This is a genomic window from Rhizorhapis sp. (assembly GCF_035276005.1).
Classification (GTDB): Bacteria; Pseudomonadota; Alphaproteobacteria; order Sphingomonadales; family Sphingomonadaceae; genus Rhizorhapis.
In genome coordinates, this window is record NZ_DATEMB010000061.1 from 69,709 (window position 1) to 87,549 (window position 17,841).

14 protein-coding genes are annotated in these 17,841 nt (G+C 61.9%); 3 read left to right on the forward strand and 11 right to left on the reverse strand.

The window, feature by feature from the left end:
- Window positions 1-34: 34 nt before the first annotated feature.
- From VJS46_RS14040 to VJS46_RS14050, 3 genes are all read right to left on the reverse strand, one after another.
- Window positions 35-2,125, reverse strand: a complete 2,091-nt coding sequence (locus VJS46_RS14040; RefSeq protein WP_324060690.1) for a TonB-dependent siderophore receptor — start codon at window positions 2,123-2,125, stop codon at window positions 35-37.
- Between the two features lie 108 nt (window positions 2,126-2,233).
- Window positions 2,234-4,567 carry a TonB-dependent receptor gene (locus VJS46_RS14045; RefSeq protein WP_324060691.1) on the reverse strand — a complete coding sequence of 778 codons (2,334 nt, stop codon included), beginning with the start codon at window positions 4,565-4,567 and terminating at the stop codon, window positions 2,234-2,236.
- A gap of 136 nt (window positions 4,568-4,703) precedes the next feature.
- The gene (locus tag VJS46_RS14050) at window positions 4,704-5,156 is read right to left on the reverse strand and encodes a DUF2946 family protein (protein WP_324060692.1); all 453 of its coding nucleotides are present in this window, start codon (window positions 5,154-5,156) and stop codon (window positions 4,704-4,706) included.
- A 132-nt stretch (window positions 5,157-5,288) separates the two neighbouring features.
- On the opposite strand from VJS46_RS14050, the gene VJS46_RS14055 reads away from it, so the two are divergent.
- Window positions 5,289-6,980 carry a thiamine pyrophosphate-binding protein gene (locus VJS46_RS14055; RefSeq protein WP_324060693.1) on the forward strand — a complete coding sequence of 564 codons (1,692 nt, stop codon included), beginning with the start codon at window positions 5,289-5,291 and terminating at the stop codon, window positions 6,978-6,980.
- Window positions 6,981-7,128: 148 nt separating this feature from the next.
- On the opposite strand, the gene VJS46_RS14060 is transcribed toward VJS46_RS14055, so the two are convergent.
- The 5 genes from VJS46_RS14060 to dapA form a co-directional block, all read right to left on the reverse strand.
- Entirely contained in the window at window positions 7,129-7,488 is a 360-nt protein-coding gene (locus VJS46_RS14060; protein WP_324060723.1) for a response regulator, read from the reverse strand.
- Between the two features lie 50 nt (window positions 7,489-7,538).
- Window positions 7,539-9,896 carry a hybrid sensor histidine kinase/response regulator gene (locus VJS46_RS14065; RefSeq protein ID WP_324060724.1) on the reverse strand — a complete coding sequence of 786 codons (2,358 nt, stop codon included), beginning with the start codon at window positions 9,894-9,896 and terminating at the stop codon, window positions 7,539-7,541.
- Between the two features lie 251 nt (window positions 9,897-10,147).
- Entirely contained in the window at window positions 10,148-10,684 is a 537-nt protein-coding gene (locus VJS46_RS14070; RefSeq protein WP_324060694.1) for a DUF2062 domain-containing protein, read from the reverse strand.
- A 45-nt stretch (window positions 10,685-10,729) separates the two neighbouring features.
- Window positions 10,730-11,212 (reverse strand): SsrA-binding protein SmpB, encoded by a 483-nt coding sequence (gene smpB, locus VJS46_RS14075; protein ID WP_324060695.1) that lies wholly within the window; start codon window positions 11,210-11,212, stop codon window positions 10,730-10,732.
- Between the two features lie 70 nt (window positions 11,213-11,282).
- A complete protein-coding gene (gene dapA, locus VJS46_RS14080; RefSeq protein ID WP_324060696.1) occupies window positions 11,283-12,158 on the reverse strand; it encodes a 4-hydroxy-tetrahydrodipicolinate synthase in 876 nt (291 codons plus the stop codon).
- A 175-nt stretch (window positions 12,159-12,333) separates the two neighbouring features.
- On the opposite strand from dapA, the gene VJS46_RS14085 reads away from it, so the two are divergent.
- Window positions 12,334-14,277, forward strand: a complete 1,944-nt coding sequence (locus VJS46_RS14085; RefSeq protein ID WP_414708026.1) for a transglycosylase SLT domain-containing protein — start codon at window positions 12,334-12,336, stop codon at window positions 14,275-14,277.
- Window positions 14,278-14,382: 105 nt separating this feature from the next.
- Complete coding sequence (greB, locus tag VJS46_RS14090) at window positions 14,383-14,862, forward strand: transcription elongation factor GreB (RefSeq protein ID WP_324060698.1); 480 nt, start codon at window positions 14,383-14,385, stop codon at window positions 14,860-14,862.
- Window positions 14,863-15,036: 174 nt separating this feature from the next.
- Here the strand turns inward: greB and recA are convergent, their stop codons facing one another.
- From recA to rnd, 3 genes are all read right to left on the reverse strand, one after another.
- Window positions 15,037-16,113 (reverse strand): recombinase RecA, encoded by a 1,077-nt coding sequence (gene recA / locus VJS46_RS14095; protein WP_324060699.1) that lies wholly within the window; start codon window positions 16,111-16,113, stop codon window positions 15,037-15,039.
- 123 nt (window positions 16,114-16,236) lie between these two features.
- Window positions 16,237-16,497, reverse strand: a complete 261-nt coding sequence (locus VJS46_RS14100; protein ID WP_324060700.1) for an I78 family peptidase inhibitor — start codon at window positions 16,495-16,497, stop codon at window positions 16,237-16,239.
- 56 nt (window positions 16,498-16,553) lie between these two features.
- On the reverse strand, window positions 16,554-17,717 hold the full coding sequence (rnd, locus tag VJS46_RS14105) for a ribonuclease D (protein ID WP_324060701.1): 1,164 nt from the start codon (window positions 17,715-17,717) through the stop codon (window positions 16,554-16,556).
- Window positions 17,718-17,841 lie beyond the last annotated feature (124 nt).

Consider the following 17,841-nt stretch of genomic DNA (forward strand, 5'->3'; position numbering starts at 1 on the left):
AATCATAAATCTTGCAGCTTTAGTTCCGCAGTCCTCAGAAACGTCCGCTCAAGGTCACGCGCCAATTGCGCGGCGTGCCGGGCATGGTCCAGACGTTGGCGTAGCTGCTGGCGATGTAATATTTGTCGAAAATATTATCGATATCGGCCCGCACCGTGAACTGATCGTTAAGCGCGAAGCTCACGTCCGCCCGCGCAATCGCATAGTCCGGCAGGCGATAGCCCGTGCCAAACGGATCGCCGGTACGTTGGCCGACATAGCTCGCGCCCGCACCGATGGCCACGCGCCCCATCTGCTGTTTGACATAGATGCTGCCGAGATGCTTCGGCACATTGGAAAGCCGGGTGCCGACCAGTGCGGCATTTTCGTCCTCACGGATGGTGGCGTCGGTGTAGCTGTAGACGGCGGTCACGAAAAGGCCGCTGGAAAGGTCGGCAGTCAGCTCGGTTTCGAAGCCGCGCGAACGCTGGCGGCCGATCTGGCTCTTGAGAAAGGGATCGACGGCATTTGGGTTGAGTACGTTGCGCTTGGTCATGAGGAACACAGCCGATTGCCCCGTCAGCGCTCCGTCGAGCAGCTTGTATTTCGCGCCGATCTCGGCCGATTCGCTTTTCTCGGCATCGAAGGTGGCAGTGCCGTCGGAGGGGTTCAGGCGAAGCGATTCCCCCCAGCTGGTGTAGAGAGAAAAGGCAGGCGACACGGCCCAGGTCAAAGCCGCGCGTGGCGTCACGCCCTTGTCGGCCGTCCATAGTTGCGCGTCGCCAGCCAGGTGATCGGTCAGCGTTTCGCGGAAGGAATTCCAGCGCGCGCCCAGCAGCAGGGTGAAATCGCCCGCTGTGATCACATCCTGCGCATAGACGCTCTCGCTGCGGAAGGACACGCGGCGATCGGTAAACGCGCCAGGTTCCGGCAGGGCCTGGCCGTAGACAGGTTTGAACAGGTCGATGAGAAGAATGGGCGCGCCGACGCTGCCGCGCACCCGCCTCATTTCGAAATCCATGCCGTGGCGCACGCGGTCGACGCCCAGCCGCAAGTCATGATCGAGGCCCAGAAACCGCATCTTGGCGGTGAGTTCGGCCCGCAGCGACAGGTCCTGCCAGTCGTAATTGTGATAGCGCCGCTGGCGCCCGACCGTGCGCAGGTCCGGCTGGAGCCCCCGCGGTCCGAAATCGGCCATGGTCGCATAGCCGCGCAAGCTGCCGTCCCGCTGCGAAAAGCCGAGCTCCAGCGAAACACTTTCCGACAGGGCTGCGTACATGCTGCCCTGCTGCCAAAAGATGCGTTGATTCATCCGGCCATCCCTGGGCTCGCCCAGGAAGGTCGAGCGGTCCATGGCGCGTGCGTCGCCGCCGATTGCGACGATGCCGCGATCCATCGGCGCGCGGTTGCGCATATATTCGGCCTGATAGAGGAACCGCAGATTTTCGTTTGGCGTGAAGGAGACAGAGGGAGCCACCAGTTCGCGGTTGGAATGGACATGGTCGCGGAAGCTGCCCTTGTCTTCGACGACGCCGATAAGGCGCACCGACAGGGACCGCGTAAGCGGGCCGCCCAAATCGCCGACGAGGCGGACCGCATCCCATCTGCCGACGCTCAGGCTGGCCGCCGCATGGGCTTTGTCCTGCGGCTCCTTGGTCACGATGTTGAGCGATCCACCCGGTTCACCGCGGCCGGAAAGCGCCGCCGCCGCGCCCTTCAGGAACTCGAATCGTTCGACAGTGGCTGCATCGATGGGTGCGTTGAAGCCCAGATTGCTGCCGAACCGGTTGATCAGGATGTCCGGGCCGGAATTTTCGTCACCGGCAAAGCCGCGGATTGAATATTTGTCCCAAAGGCCGCCGAAATCGTTCTGCCGCGCAACGCCGCCAGCGAGATCGATGATGTCATCCAGACGCTCGGCGCCGAGCCGCCTGATCGCGCTTTCGTCGATCACGCGCACGCTTTGCGGGTACCGCTGAAGATCCGTGCTCGTGCCGGCAATGCTGGCGCTGCTCTCGCGCAACCCAGCTACGACGATGTCCGATGAGGGCTCTTGCGACGGTTCTGGCTGTTGCGCGAAGGCAGCTTGGCTGAAGGTCAGCATGCTGGCGGCAAGCAGCATCGATCCGATCGAGATATGTTTCATTGGTCCCCTGAACGCCGAAATAATAATGAAAATCATTATTGATTGAGGGAGGCTGTAGCAGCGCGCTACGACCTGTCAATAAGAAGAGGCGGGATGATGCCTTGGTAATCACAGCCTCCAGCCCGCTTCTATGAGAAAGGTGCGCTGCGGATAGGGATGGAATACCCAGGCCTTGTCATTGGTGATGTTGTCCACCCCCGCCGAAAAACGAAAATGGTCGTTGACGGCCCAGTTTAGCCGCGCATCGAGGGCGAAAAGTTCGGATGTAAAGCCAAAGCTGTCCCCGCGCTGGAGGCCCAACAGGTCGGTATTGGGCCGGCTTGCATAGCGCATGCCGAGCGAGCCCTGCAGAGATCGGGTAAGGTCATAGCGCATATTGGCGTTGATCCGCCATTTGGGGATGCGCGGGAACTGCACGCCCTCCGCCGCCGGATTGGAGGCGTTCTTCAAGGTCTTTGAGTCCGTATAGGCGGCATTGGCGTCGATGTTCATTCCCTTGAGCGGCCAGTCATGCGTTTCCCCGATCAACTCGAAGCCGAATTGCCGCATCCGGTCTATGTTCTTGAAATTGCTGGTAGTGGTAAGAACGCCATCGACCAATTGGGTGCCGGTGAAGGAAAAAATCGTGTTGTTCACCCGCTGGAAGAAGGCTGAGCCGGTCAGCTTCATCCAGTTAAAATCATGCGCGATCAGCAGATTGGCATCTTTGCTGCGCTCGGGCTTCAGATCGGGATCGAAGCTCTTGGGATCGAAGCTGCCATCGCCTCTCAAGCTGCCCTGGAACAATTCGCCGGCGGTTGGAAAACGGGTCGCCATGGCAAGGCTAAGCTGAAGCTGGGTGCGTGCGCCGAGACCATATTCGAGCGTCAGGCTGGGACTGACCGCCTCTTCCTTTCGCGGAGCAAAGCGATTGCCCACTTGCTGCCCCGCCAGGGCGTCGGTGCCAAGTACGGCCATTCCGCCGTCGAAAGCCCGCCAATTGTCATAGCGCGCGCCCATGGTCACGGTCAGCGGATCGAGCAGCCAGCGGGCCTCGGCCCAAGCCGAAAGCTGGCGGGTCCTGCCGAATGTGCGGGTGGAAAAATCCTTCCCCGCAGCACTGGTCCAATCGCGCAGGCTATAGCGCGTCTGGTCGGTTTGATAATGATTGGCAGTTAGGCCAAATGCCAGCTCATTCGCCTGGTTCTTGTGCTCGATGATGAGGTCACCGGTCCACCAGCCAGTCGGCCCCTGCGCCGCCAGCGTACCGCCGCCATGGGCGAGGCCCTTGGCGTAGCCGTCTGAGGTGAACCCATCGGAACGGGCCACCTGATAGGTTGAGATCGCGAGGCGGGCGGTGGTGTTTTCCGCAATCGGCGCCGCCAGCTTCAATCCGGCCAGATATTCATCGCGCACCGTTTTCGAGAAATTCGGCCCCACGCCCGCGGAATAGGTCTGCGTGCCGATGGTAACCCGTCCAGCACACACCACGTTGCCTACCCCGTCGCGCAGATAGCAGCCGGGCCGGTCCTGCTCGTCCTCATTATGCCAATAGGCGAAGAGGAACTCGCCGTTCACAAGGCCGTCATCATAGCCGACCTTGAGCTTTCCCTGCTGCTGCGTGATCCGTGCGGGGGACTGGGCGGCATAATAGGGATTGCTGGCATTGCCCGGTGCGCCGGGAATGCCCGTACCGGCGGCTGTCGCGCGGACATGCTCCGGATCGACCACCGCTCCGGTCACTATGGTCCCGGTCGCTCCGGTCACTGGCACTAGGCCAAGGAAGCTCTGCGGCTGCCCGTCATTGCGGAAGAAGCGGCCGGTCAGCCGGACCGAAAAGGGCCCCTCCTTCTGTTTCCAGCCAAGACCCGCCTCGCCGGAAAAACCATAATAATCATCCCGGGTGGAAAACTGGCGGTAGGGCTGACCGAAGCCTTGCACGGTCGCGAATGCCTCGGTCTTTGTCGGATCACGCGTCGTTATGTTGACGAGGCCGCCCATGGAGTTGCCGGAGTAACGCGCCGAATATGGGCCATAGACGATGTCGAACTGCTCAACCTCCCCGGGACCCACCACGCCCCATTTGGGCGCGAAGCTGAACGAATTGCCCAGGAAATTGGAAACCACGAAACCGTCCACCATGACGAGCGTCCGTGCACTCTGCGTGGAGTGGGTGCCGCGAAAACCGGGCACGCCATTGCTGTCACCAGAATAACGTTTGCGCACGAAAAAATTGGGCGCGTATTTCATCAGGTCTTCGGTGTTGAAGGCGTTCACCGCCTCCATCTGCTCAGCGCCAAGCGAAACGGCGAGGCCGCGGGGCGCAATCTCAATGGGCGCGTCACGCTGGCCGATGACGAGGATGGTTGCGCCTTCGGACTCAAGCGCCTCGTCGGCGGAAGCAGGAGTGATGGCGGTGCAGGAGACGAGGGCGGTCGCGACCGCCATACGGGAGATGGACATGAAAAATGGGCCTTGAATCAGGCGTGCATCGCTCGCTGGACAAAACGGGACGCACAGGAAAGCCGCGCTGCGGGGAATATGAACTGCGCACTAAGCCGTGCATCAGTTCATGAAGCCTCCAGCGATGGATGAAAATTCAGATTGAGAGCGGCGGCCCGCGCAGGGGAGGGCGCAGATAGGCGGGTTCCGCAGGCAGCGGCGCGGCGGATGGCGCCAAGCCAAGCGCCAGAATGAACAGCAGCGCCATCGCCAGAAGCGGAGCGTCTGCGCCGCCCAGCGAGACCATCGACAATGCCGTGAAGGCGCAGGGCGTATCGGTTTTTCCGCCTTCGCTATCCTGATCCTGCGATCCGCCCTCCTTATGGATGGCGATGGTCGCCGTCTTGGGCGCATCCAGCCCTTGAGAGCAAAGCGCGACCGTCAGCAACTCGGTGGTGCCGGACCGGACCATATATCCTGCTGGGACCAGCGCCTTCACGCACAGCGCCAGTGCCATGACAAGCATGACGAGCTTTGGCTGGCGTTGAAGCAAGGCACGCGGCGCGGACATGGGTGCGCCCATATCGGCCTGTCTGGCAAAAGTCACCATCGGAATGCGACAGGCGGGCAAGCCTGGCTGTGTTGACAGAAATTTTCCGGTGAACGACAATGCCGCCCAGGTCATGGCCTTCAAAGCAGGCCATAGATATTGCTGCTCCTGCGCAGGCGCGAAGGACCGGAGATGAGCACGCAGCCTGACACTTCCGCCAAGATGATAAACGCAGCCGCGCTGATCGTTCGCCAACTGGAGACGCAGGGGATCGATCATCTGTTCTGCGTGCCGGGAGAGAGCTTTCTGGCGGTGCTCGATGCGCTGGTGGACTCTTCCATCAAGGTTACGGTCTGCCGGAACGAAGCGGGCGCGGCGATGATGGCGGAGGCGCATGGCAAACTCACCGGCAGGCCCGCGGCCTGCTTCGTCACGCGAGGGCCGGGCGCCACCAATGCCGCCCATGGCGTGCACATCGCCCATCATGATTCGACCCCGATGCTCATCTGTATCGGCCAGGTTGCACGTCATGTGCGCGGGCGCGGCGCGTTTCAGGAACTGGATTATCGCTCCGTCTTCGGCTCGATGACGAAATGGGTGACAGAGGTCGAGGAAGCCGACCGGATACCGGAAATCCTGTCGCGAGCTTTTTACCTCAGCATGTCGGGGCGGCCGGGGCCGGTGGTTATATCGCTGCCCGAGGACATGCTTCGCGATCCAGCATCCGCGGTGCCGGCTCCTCGGGTTGAACCGGTTCCGGCATATCCGGGCGCGGAGCAGATGCGCGAGCTTGAGACGCGCATGGCGCGCGCCGAGCGGCCCATTGCCATACTGGGCGGTCCGCGCTGGACGGCAGAGGCCGTATCCGGCTTTGCGCAATGGGCAAAGGGGTGGTCGCTTCCTGTGGCGGTATCGTTCCGCCGGCAGATGCTGTTCCCGGCGGACCATCCCTGTTTTGTCGGGGACCTTGGCTTGGGCGCCAACCCAAGGCTTGCCGCCCATGTGCGGGATGCCGATCTCGTTCTGCTCGTCGGCGGCAGGCTGCCTGAAGTTCCCAGCCAGAATTACACGCTGTTGGATGTTCCCAGCCCGCGGCAGGAACTTGTTCATGTCTATCCTGACTCGGCGGAACTCGGCCGCGTCTATCGCCCCCATCTGGCGATCAGGGCCGACCCGGATCATTTTGCCGCAGCGCTGGTGCCTCGGGCCGATCCGCAGCCACGGGCTTCCCTTGCGAAGGCGCGCGAAGATTATCTTGCCTGGAGCGATCCCCGGCAGATCACCCATGCCGGAAAGTTGCAGATGCCTCAGATCATTCGCTGGCTGGGCGAGAACCTTCCGCCCGACGCGATCCTGTGCAATGGCGCGGGCAATTACGCCACATGGCTGCATCGCTTCTTTCCGTTCCGCCTTTTTGGAACGCAGCTTGCCCCGACCTCCGGCTCAATGGGCTATGGAGTGCCCGCTGCCGTCGCCGCCAAGCGGATATGCCCTGGGCGGACGGTGGTCGCCTTCGCCGGTGATGGCTGTTTCCTGATGAACGGCCAGGAATTCGCCACCGCCGTTCAGTATGATCTGCCGATCATCGTTATCGTCATCGACAATGGCATGTATGGCACGATCCGCATGCATCAGGAGCGCGAACATCCCGGCAGGGTCATCGCCACCAGCCTGCGCAATCCCGATTTTGCGGCCTATGCGCGAAGCTTTGGCGGGCATGGCGAGCGGGTGGAAACAACCGGACAATTCGCGCCCGCATTCCAACGCGCCAGGGAATCGGGCCTCCCGGCAATCATCCATTGCCTGCTCGATCCAGAGGCAATCACACCTGACGCAACTCTATCGCAAATTCGCGAGAGCGCCTTGGCCCGGCACCGGAGCTGATGTCATTTGGGTTTACTGCCAGAAAGGCAGCGGGGTCCCTTGGCCTGGCGCAAGCGGGTCTCGACTGGTTTATCCAGAGCGCCTGCCTTGCCGGTAGTTGAGGGGCTCGACACGAACGGAATGTGGCGCAGATTAAGAGCAGGTTGCCTTAAGGAATCGCGAAAAGCTGCTCCAGCGCCTGTTCCACCGTGGACATGGTAAAGGGCTTTTCAAGGCGCGGGCATGACATGAAACGCTGGGGCACGTCTTCGGAACTGCCGCCGGTCACGAACAGGAAAGGGACCTTCTTTTCCATCAATATATCGGCGGCGGGCCAGACCAGTTCCCCGGCCAGATTGACATCCAGGATTGCGGCATCGAACCCGCCCAGTCGCGCGTGGCGGCAGGCGGTGATCAGGCCGTCGGCAATGCCCGCGACGGAATAGCCAAGGCTGTCGAGAAAATCTTCCAGCATCAGCCCGATCATTGGCTCGTCCTCGACAATCAATATGGTCTTGCGGTCCTGCATCTGTTCCAAATTTGCCCTAACCGATTGAATTAGCGGCTATCCCAAATAATTCAGCCGTTGCCAAGCGCGTCGCGGGCAGCCTCGGCAAGCTGCGTCACCGAAAAGGGCTTGGGAAGAAAATGCACATTGGCAATGTCGATGGACTTGCGCAACTGCTCTTCCGCATAGCCCGACATGAACAGCACCGGCAACTCGGGCCTCGCTTCGCGGGCCTGACGTACCATGGTGGGGCCGTCCATGTTCGGCATCACCACATCGGAAATCATGAGGTCTATTTCGTCGCCGCGCGCCAGCACCTCCAGAGCTTCCTCACCGTCATTGGCGGTAAGGACCTTGTAGCCCTGGCGGGTGAGCGCCCGTTCGGCGACGGAACGGACCATGTCCTCATCTTCCACGAGCAGGATCGTGCCGGTGCCCCAAAGCTCGCTCTTCTTGTCCGGCGCCTTGGCCTTTGCGGCGGGCGTAGGGGCGGGCGCTGAATAGACGGGCATGTAGATCGTGAAGCTCGTTCCCTTCCCCGGCTCCGAATCGGCGAAAATGAAGCCGCCCGACTGCTTCACGATGCCGTACACCGTCGAGAGGCCAAGGCCGGTGCCCTTGCCGACCTCCTTGGTGGTGAAGAAGGGTTCGAATATCTTGCCCAGGATTTCCGGCGGAATACCTGTCCCCGTGTCAGTGACGCGGAGCGCCGTATAGTCCCCCACGGGCAGGAATTCGGTCCGCATCTCGCGCACCTGGCCAGCCGTAACGGCGAAGGTCTGTATGAGGAGCTTGCCTCCATCCGGCATTGCGTCCCGGGCGTTGACGGCAAGGTTCACGATGACCTGCTCAAGCTGGCCGGGATCGGCGCGAACCGCGCCCAGATTGCGGCCATGGCTCACCTCCAGCGTGACTGTGTCTCCCATCAGGCGGCGGAGCAGGTTGGACACTTCGGAGATGACGTCGGGTAGCTGCAGGATCTGCGGGCGCAGTGTTTGCTGACGTGAAAAGGCAAGCAATTGGCGCGTCAGGCTGGCCGCCCGGTTGGAATTTCCCTTGATCTGCTGAATATCGTCATAGTCGCTGTCGCCCGGCGTATGACGCATCATCATCAGGTCGCAATGCCCGATGATGGCCGTCAGGATATTGTTGAAATCATGCGCCACGCCGCCCGCAAGCTGGCCGATCGCCTGCATTTTCGTTGCCTGCGCCACCTGGCGCTTCAGCTTCGATTCCTCGCTATTGTCCTTGAGACTCAGCAGCACCGCTGCCTCGCCCAGACCCCGTACGCCCGCCAAGCTGAGCGCAATGGGCTCATCGGGCTGGGCGCGCATGCGCACGGCTACGTCCCCTGAAAGTTGCTGGCCCACGGCATAGCGGCGGATGGAATCAGCGACCGCGGCCTGATCCTCGCGCACAACAAGATCGCCGGGATAAGAGGGCTTCTCATCCTCCCTGACCCCGGCGGCGCGGGCAAACGCCTCATTGTAGAAGAGGAAACGGCCGTCCCGATCGGCCATGGCTAGACCGAATGGCAGGAGCGAGAGCAGCGTTTCGATATAGGAAAGCGCATTGCCTCCGTCGCCGCCGCCCGCCTGCTCATCCAGCATCAGCAGCAGCATGGGGCCGTCCTGCCGGTCGCGACGCACCGGGATCTGAAGCAGCCGGATCGGTATCGCGTTCCGTTCTTCCCGCGCGAAAAACACGCGGCCCTTATTGTCCACCCGCATGAAGGATGCAAAGTCGCGCCCGGTTATGGTGGCGTCATGACGCCCTGTCGCGCGCAGGAGGAAAGCCGGATTGGCCGCCCGGATGCGCCCCTCGCCGCCGATCAGCACACCCATAATCCCGGCATCGGTGAATTGCCGCCCCGCTTCCCCTAGCAGCAGCTTCATATAATCGTCGATGATGTTCGCCTGCTTGACCGGCGTGAAGCGCCAGAGCAGATAGTCCTCCGAACGGCCGGTGCGGGTGATCTCCACATCCACCCGAAGCGCGCCCTTGGCAAGGCCGCTGATCCGTCCGGCGCCGTCGCGCCAGGCAGCTCGCCCGGCTGTCGCCAGCTTTTCCGCGCCATTGCCGTCGAGCGGCAGGCTAGGGGGCGTCGGATAGCCCTCAAACCATTTTCCGAAAAGGTCACTGGCGCAGACAAGCCGACCGGCCCGGTCGGTCACTGCTATGGCGACATTGGAGCTGTCCGCCGCCGCCCGCGCAATGGTCCAGTCCGGCATCTCGCCATGCACCACGGGAGCCGCCGGGAAGAGCTTGCGGAGGTAAAAGGCAAGAAAGGCCGCGCCGATCAGGGCGGCGCCGAAGCCTGCCGCAAAGGCAGGCTCGCCAACTATCCAGTAAAGCAGCGCCGCCGTGAGAAGGGCGCCGAGCCCGATCAGCGGAACGAGACCGCGCAGAGAGGCCTGCCCCACCAGCATGGCCACTTCGTCCCTGTCATGCGCTATGTCCTGCGCTGGCACCCGCAACACCTACAAAGAAAACGCCCCACCCGCATAAAGGGCCAAAGGGCGGATGAGAACAGAATTGTGAAAAGGCGACAGAAATGCGCCGGGTTGTATCGCTGCAGCGTCCAGTCAATCAATGTGCACTCAGGATCAAGCAAGCCCGTCGTCCCTGCTTCCGCAAGGACGACGCTATTTCCATAATATTAGGACGGCAAATATCCGGCTCACATCCGCGCCGTTTCAGGATGCGGCGCATGCCGCCTGTGCCGGTGCCGCCTACGCCACTTGCGGGCGATCCATGCCCTCCAGCCCCATCCCGCAATCAGATAGCCGATGGCGCTGAACACGACCGCCAGTACGATGAGGCCGAAAGCCGTCACCGAAAAGGCGCCTGTGAGCCATTGCAGCCAGCTTCCCGGATCGCTGCGCAATTGCGTGTTGATCGGCTGGCCATAGGTCATGGCATCGAGGTGCAGGATCCAGTCCCCGACCTTGTAGGCGACGACCCAAAGGATCGGCGTGGTGATCGGATTGGTGATGAAGGTGGTCAGCGCCGCGACCGGCACATTCGCGCGGCAGCTAAGCGCCAGCAAGGCCGCAAATACGATCTGCGCAATCGGAATGATGATGCCGACCAGCATGCCCAATGCCACGCCCCGCGGGACCGAACGCCGGGTAAAGCGCCACAGCTCCGGCGCCAGAATCCGGTTTGCAAAGGGCGCCAGGAACCGGTTTCCGCGGATCGTGTCATGCGTGGGCATGTGGCGCGTCAGCCAATGGGGCTTTCTGTGGGGCATTATCCTGGCTCAGCCCCTCTCACGCAGCAGGCGGCCCTGCTCGCGCTTCCAGTCGCGTTCCTTCTCGGTCTCGCGCTTGTCGTGCAGCTTCTTGCCCTTGGCGAGGGCCAGCTCGACCTTTGCCCGGCCCCGGCTGTTGAAATAGATGGAGAGCGGAACCAGCGTCATGCCCTGCCGCGCCACAGCCCCATGCAGCTTCGATATCTCGCGCTGGTTGAGCAGCAGCTTCCGGGGCCGCTTGGGTTCATGGTTGTAGCGGTTGCCATGGCTGAATTCCGGGATGTTGCTGTTGACCAGCCACACCTCGTCGCCCTTCACCTCGGCATAGCTTTCGGCAATCGATCCTTCGCCGAAGCGGAGCGACTTTACCTCCGTACCGGACAGGACGATTCCCGCCTCGTAGACGTCGTCTATGGCATAGTCGAAACGCGCCCGCCGGTTCTCGGCGACGGTCTTTACCTTGTCGAATGTGGCGTGACGCGGGCGGGCCATTTCTCTTTTTCTAACAACACCCGTTCCGGCTCCACTTGTCGAAGCCCAAACGGTAGCAATGAATATGAAGTCATGCCAACCCGGCAATCTCCAGAGCCCGGTCAACCGCCGACCGGCTCGCTTCCGAGGGCGGGGTGATCGGCAGGCGAACCTCATCCGGCATGTCGGGACGGACTCGGTTCAATGCATATTTCACCGGACCAGGTGAGCAATCGCTGAACATTGCGTCGTGCAGCGGATACAGCTTGTCCTGCAGGTCCAGCGCCTTCGCCCAGTCGCCGGAAGCGCAAGCCGCCTGAAACTCTGCGCAAAGGCGCGGAGCGACATTGGCGGTCACTGAAATGCAACCCCGGCCGCCCATTGCATTGAAGCCAAGCGCCGTCTCGTCATTGCCGGACAGCTGGCAGAACGCGCTGCCGCAGGCAAGGCGCTGTGCGGTGACACGCCCCAGATTGCCGGTCGCGTCCTTCACGCCGATAATGGTGGGATATTGGCGCAGCCGGCGCATCACATCCACGCCGATGTCCGTGATGGTCCGCGAGGGCACATTATAGAGGACGATGGGCAGCGAGCTGCGCTCCGCCAGATAAGCAAAATGCTGGAACACGCCCTCCTGATTGGGCTTGTTATAGTAGGGCGCAACCACCAGCGCGGCATCCGCGCCAGCGGCCTCGGCGGCCTTCATATGCTCGAGCGCGGTCATCGTGTCGTTGGACCCGCAGCCTGCGATCACCGGCACGCGCCCCGCCGCCTGTTCGACGCAGATCTCGATGACGCGATTATGTTCCTCTATGGACATGGTCGCGCTTTCGCCCGTCGTGCCGCAGGGGACGAGCGCGGAACTGTTCTCCTCGATCTGCCAGTCCACCAGCGCCCGGAAAGCGGCCTCGTCCAGTGCACCGTTGCGAAAAGGTGTCACCAGAGCCGGAATCGACCCAGAAAACATCAAAATACTCCTTCAAAGCTGCGCGCGCACAAGGCATAATGATCGCACGAAGCGGCATTTGCGGCGTCCTATAGCGCGGCGTTCAGCGCCTGATAAGGATCGAATGGGCATTATGTCCAGCATGGTATCAAGAATCCCACTTTTGGCGGTGTTGGCCGCCAGTACTTCCTTCACCATGGCGGCAACCTCCGAAACGCCGCAACAGGACTGGGAAAGGGTCAAGCAGACACTTTCCACGCCCGTTTCCCAGGACGCGCAAGTGAGTGCCGCAGTCAATGAATGGCGCCGCCTGAATCAAAGCGATACGCTCAGCTTCCTGGAATATGCGAGCTTCTTGTCGGCCAATCCTGGCTTTCCGGGTGAGGAGCGGATGCGCAAGGTCGCAGAACAGGCGATCAATCCGCTAAGCTACTCGCCGTCGCAGGTCGTTTCCTATTTCGCCAAATATCCGCCGCTCACCAACACGGGCTGGGCGCGTTATGCGATCGCGCTGTCGGCCAGCGGGCGGCCGGCCGATTCGGCCCTGGCGGTGGACGCGGCGCGTAAGGCCTGGCGGGGCGGTGCGCTGGGCCCTGATGATGAGGCGCGGCTGTTCAGCCTCTTTGGCCGTTCCTTCGGCCAGGGCGATCATGACATGCGCATGGACGCGCTGCTTTGGTCCAATGTCACCAGCGGGGCTGACCGACAGCTCGCCTATGTGTCTCCTGCTCGGCGCCCGATTTTCGAGGCGCGGCTGGCGCTGAAGCGAAAGGCGGTAGACGCATCGGCGAAGATGCAGCTTGCTGACGCGGCGGGTGCGGCTGATGCGGGTTACCTGGCGGACAAGGCGATGTGGCTGCGCGACAGCGGCAATAGCTGGGCAGCGCGCGACCTGCTGGCGAAGCGGGCGAGCGTGGCCGTCCCGCCCGCCAATGCCGAAAAATGGTATGAGGCGCTCCTCACCAATGCGCGGGGGGCCGCCAACGACCGTCAGTGGGCCATTGCTTATGCGATCGCCAGCAAGGTGGACGACGCCTACATCCCCGGCACTGACATCCGCGACCGCCCGATTGGCGAGCGCGACGATTATACCAGTCTCGTCTGGCTGGCTGGTACGGCCGCCTATTATGAATTGAAGCAGCCGCTTGACGCTGCCGGGATGTTCCGCCGCTATGCCGAGGCCGCGCGTTCGCCGCAGACGGTGTCGAAGGGCTATTATTGGGCGGGGCGGGCTGCTCAGGAGGCGGGCAATGCAGCGCTCGCGAACAGCTATCTTGAGCGGGCCGGCGCTTATGCGGATCAGTTCTATGGCCAGCTCGCGCTTGAACGGCTGGGGCGGGATCTCCCCGTTCCCGCGGCGGCGGCTCCCGTTCAGGTGGCTGATGCCGAGCGGACGGCGTTCTATAACCGGGCTGTCGTCAGGGCGGCGCGAACGCTAGGGCAGCAGGGCTATTGGCAGGACCAGAGCAAATTTGTCCGCGCAATCGGAAATGGCGCCGCCACGCCGGCAGACGCCATATTGGCGGCTGAACTTTCAAAAAGCATCGGTCGGCCGGACCTCAGCGTCATGGCCGGGCGCAAGGCTGGCTCGATCGGGCTGTTGAGCTACAGCGAATCAAGCTACCCCCGCATTTCAATCCCCGGCGGTCATCAGGCCAATTGGACGATGATCCACGCCATCGCCCGGCAGGAAAGCCAGTTCGACCGCCAGGCGGTCAGCCATGCGGGCGCACGCGGCCTGATGCAGCTCATGCCTGGAACGGCGCGGGAGACCGCTGGCAAGATCGGTCTTTCCTATGACGCCGCCTCGCTTAACGATCCAAGCTACAATATCCAGCTTGGCAGTACCTATTTCCAATCGATGCTGCGCTATTATGGCGGCAGTTTTCCGCTCGCGGTGGCGGCCTATAATGCCGGGCCGGGCAATGTGAACAAATGGATCGCCGCCAATGGCGACCCGCGCCTTCCAGGTGTCGACATGCTGCGTTGGATCGAGAATATCCCGATCTACGAGACCAAAAATTATGTGCAGCGGGTGCTTGAAAATGCCGTCGTCTACGACCTCATGAACCCTGCGCAGGTGCGCATGGGCGGGAAGGCGCCGCTCAGCCGTTATCTTGGGAAGCAGCAGCCGGGCTGATACTGGCGGTCATCCGCGCAGGCAGGGATTCGTGGTTCATTCCTCGCCGTCCCCCTTGTGAGATGGGTTCCCGCCGTCGCGGGAACGCCGTAGATAGAGAAGGCAATGAACCGCCACAATTACATCACTCCTGCCGGCTTCGCTGCGCTACGTGCGGAATATGAGCGGCTGTTCGCCGTCGAGCGGCCGCAGGTGGTGGAGATCGTCAGCTGGGCGGCCGGCAATGGCGACCGCAGCGAGAATGGCGACTATCTTTATGGCCGCAAACGGATGCGCGAGATCGACGGGCAGCTACGCCGCCTGTCGAAGAAGATGAAGGACGCCAAGATCATCGACCCGGCGCAGCAGCCTGACAAAAGCCGCGTCTATTTCGGCGCGACCGTGACCATTGCCGATGAGGACGATAACCACCGTACCGTGACCCTGGTAGGCGACGATGAGGCCGATGCCGCGGCGGGCCGCATCGGCTGGAACGCTCCCCTCGCACGCGCCTTGCGCGGAGCGGCCATTGGCGACCTGCGCAAGGTGCTGCTGCCTTCGGGTGAGAAGGAGTATGAGGTCTTGGGGATCGGTTACCCGGCCTGATGGGCTGGCCCTGGGGACCCGTTACCATTCAGGAAGCCATCGCTCCTGCGACGGCAGGGGCCCCGCTGTTCTCTAACCATGCCAAAGAGAAGCGGGGTCCCTACGCAGGGACGACGGAAATAAGGTCAGATGGAGGGCTCCAGCGATTTTTGCCACATGGACGCGGGGTAGCGCTTATTCGACGTCATCGTTCGCATCAGGGCCGGACATCATCGCCTCAGCAACGCTTTCGGTCTTGCCGCGGATTGCCTTTTCGAGCTTTTCGCAGAGTTCCGAATTTTCCCTGAGGAAATTTTTCGCATTTTCGCGGCCCTGACCGATGCGAACCGAATCATAGCTGAACCACGCGCCCGATTTCTCGACCAGCCCCGCCTTGACACCAAGGTCGAGGATTTCGCCGATCTTTGAAATACCCTCGCCATACATGATGTCGAATTCGACCTGCTTGAAGGGCGGGGCGACCTTGTTCTTCACGACCTTCACGCGCGTCGTATTGCCGACAATATCGTCGCGGTCCTTGATCTGGCCGGTGCGGCGGATGTCGAGGCGGACCGAGGCGTAGAATTTGAGCGCGTTGCCGCCCGTGGTCGTTTCCGGATTGCCGTACATGACGCCGATCTTCATGCGAACCTGGTTGATGAAGATCACCATGCAGCGCGAGCGGCTGATCGAGCCAGTCAGCTTGCGCAGCGCCTGGCTCATCAGGCGGGCCTGCAGGCCGACATGGCTGTCGCCCATCTCGCCCTCAATCTCCGCCCGGGGAACAAGCGCGGCGACCGAGTCCACGACCAGCACATCAATCGCGTTGGACCGCACCAGCGTGTCGCAAATCTCCAGCGCCTGTTCGCCAGTGTCGGGCTGCGAAACGATCAACTCGTCAATATCGACGCCCAGTTTCTTGGCATAAATGGGGTCAAGCGCATGTTCGGCGTCGATGAAAGCTGCGGTACCGCCCGTCTTCTGCGCTTCGGCAATGGCATGGAGCGCAAGCGTCGTTTTGCCCGAGCTTTCCGGGCCGTAAATCTCGATGATGCGGCCGCGGGGCAGCCCGCCGATGCCAAGCGCGATATCAAGGCCCAGCGAGCCGGTGGAGATCGCCTCGATCTCGATCTTCTCACGGCTCCCCAGCTTCATGGCGGAGCCTTTGCCAAAGGCGCGATCAATCTGTGACAACGCGGCTTCAAGAGCTTTTTGTCTGTCCATGTTGGATTTCTTGTCCTCGGAATCGATAAGTTTGAGCTGTGCAGCCATAGCCCCGTTCCCTCGTAGGTTGATCGCGCGTTTCAATCAACGCGTGACTTGGCTGTACCGCATTTGTTCCATGTGAACAATAGGAGAACGAAGTTTTTGTTTCGCAGCCGACGGGGGGCGCAGCTAGCCGCAGCTCGCCTGCGTTATGATATAGGCGGCATCATAGGTGACCGTCAGCCGGTCCTCGCGGAAATCCATTGTTACAGCCATTCCGGGCGCGACCCAGCGCAGCACCCTGGCACCGGAAACCTCCAGCATCTTCGCGCCGGTTGCAGCGTCGGCCTTTTGCCCGACGAACTGATTGAGCTGCTCGCTCCGGCATGCGCCCTTCCCGGCTTGCCTTGGCACTTCGCCAGACTGCGCGGTCGTACAAGCTGCCAGCATCGATGCTCCTGCAATGGCAAAAACCAACTGCCGAATTTCCATCGCTTTTCCGCTCCTCAGGTCCGCGTCATGCGTAGCTTGCCGTCCTTCACGGCGAAGGCCATACGTCCTTCGACCAGGTCAACGGCGTCGCGGCCGAATTGTTCAAAGCGCCAGCCCTCAAGGATCGGCAGCTCATCGCGCACGCCCGCCGCCAGCATCTCCAGGTCATCCGACCGCGCGAGCAGCCGCGATGCCACATTGATCTCCTTCGCCCTGATCTTGAGCAGCAGCTTCAAAAGGTCCGCCACCAGGGCGCTGTCCTTGGTGAGCCCCGGCCGGCGGGGATCGCGCTCGGGCATTTCTTCCCGCGACAGGGGCACAGCTTCAGCCACCGCCGCCATCAGCCGCGCGCCGATATCATTGGTCTTCCACGCAGCGGAAAGCCCGCGCACCTTGCTCAGATCCTCCTGCGCGCGCGGCGGGTGGGAGGCAAGGTCGGCGAGCGTCTCATCCTTCGCGATCCGCCCGCGCGGCAGATTCTTGTCCTGCGCCTCTCGCTCGCGCCAGGCGGCCAACGCCTTCAGTCGCCCCAGCACATCCGGCTTGCGGCTGGCGATCCGCACGCGTTTCCAGGCGTCGTCCGGCAAAGTCACATAATTGGACGGATCGCTGATCCGTTCCATCTCCTGATTGAGCCAGCTTCCCCGTCCGGTCTTTTTGAGTTCCTCCAGCATCAGCGGGAAAATGCTGGCCAGATGGGTCACATCGCCAATGGCATAGTCGATCTGCCGCTTGTCGAGCGGCCGCCGCGCCCAATCGGTGAAGCGCGCGCCCTTGTCGAGGCTGATGGAAAGATAGGCGTCGACGAGGTTGGAATAGCCGATCTGTTCCCCCTGGCCCAGCGCCATGGCCGCGATCTGGGTATCGAACAGCGGATGAGGCGTCTTCCCCGTCAAGTTATGGACAATCTCTATGTCCTGCCCGCCCGCATGAAAAACCTTCAGCACCTCCTCATTCCCAGTGAGCAGATGGAGCAGCGGCGCCAGGTCCAGGCCCGGCGACTTGGGGTCGATGGCGGCAGCTTCCTTGTCGTCCGCGATCTGCACCAGGCAGAGGTCGGGCCAATAGCTGTTTTCCCGCATGAACTCGGTATCGACGGCAACAAATTCGGATTTTGAGAGGCGGGCGCAAAGCTCGGCAAGGGTATCGCTATCGGTAATCAACGGATGGATTTGCATATGGGCTTCGATCTTATTATTGGCTGGCCCCTCCTAACAGGCCAGGGCGGGTTGACAATGGCTCGGACCTCTCCTTGTTACGCGTTTTCTTGATTTAACCGTCAATATAGCGGGAAAGAAATAG

Bases quoted from the DNA above. Each gene is read 5' to 3' on its own strand.
- recA (WP_324060699.1), bottom strand. From the start codon at position 16,113: ATGGCTGCACAGCTCAAACTTATCGATTCCGAGGACAAGAAATCCAAC.
- VJS46_RS14045 (WP_324060691.1), bottom strand. From the start codon at position 4,567: ATGTCCATCTCCCGTATGGCGGTCGCGACCGCCCTCGTCTCCTGCACC.
- VJS46_RS14040 (WP_324060690.1), bottom strand. From the start codon at position 2,125: ATGAAACATATCTCGATCGGATCGATGCTGCTTGCCGCCAGCATGCTG.
- smpB (WP_324060695.1), bottom strand. From the start codon at position 11,212: ATGGCCCGCCCGCGTCACGCCACATTCGACAAGGTAAAGACCGTCGCC.
- VJS46_RS14060 (WP_324060723.1), bottom strand. From the start codon at position 7,488: ATGCAGGACCGCAAGACCATATTGATTGTCGAGGACGAGCCAATGATC.
- VJS46_RS14050 (WP_324060692.1), bottom strand. From the start codon at position 5,156: ATGGTGACTTTTGCCAGACAGGCCGATATGGGCGCACCCATGTCCGCG.
- greB (WP_324060698.1), top strand. From the start codon at position 14,383: ATGAACCGCCACAATTACATCACTCCTGCCGGCTTCGCTGCGCTACGT.
- dapA (WP_324060696.1), bottom strand. From the start codon at position 12,158: ATGTTTTCTGGGTCGATTCCGGCTCTGGTGACACCTTTTCGCAACGGT.
- VJS46_RS14065 (WP_324060724.1), bottom strand. From the start codon at position 9,896: ATGCTGGTGGGGCAGGCCTCTCTGCGCGGTCTCGTTCCGCTGATCGGG.
- VJS46_RS14085 (WP_414708026.1), top strand. From the start codon at position 12,334: ATGGCGGCAACCTCCGAAACGCCGCAACAGGACTGGGAAAGGGTCAAG.
- VJS46_RS14055 (WP_324060693.1), top strand. From the start codon at position 5,289: ATGAGCACGCAGCCTGACACTTCCGCCAAGATGATAAACGCAGCCGCG.
- rnd (WP_324060701.1), bottom strand. From the start codon at position 17,717: ATGCAAATCCATCCGTTGATTACCGATAGCGATACCCTTGCCGAGCTT.
- VJS46_RS14070 (WP_324060694.1), bottom strand. From the start codon at position 10,684: ATGCCCACGCATGACACGATCCGCGGAAACCGGTTCCTGGCGCCCTTT.
- VJS46_RS14100 (WP_324060700.1), bottom strand. From the start codon at position 16,497: ATGCTGGCAGCTTGTACGACCGCGCAGTCTGGCGAAGTGCCAAGGCAA.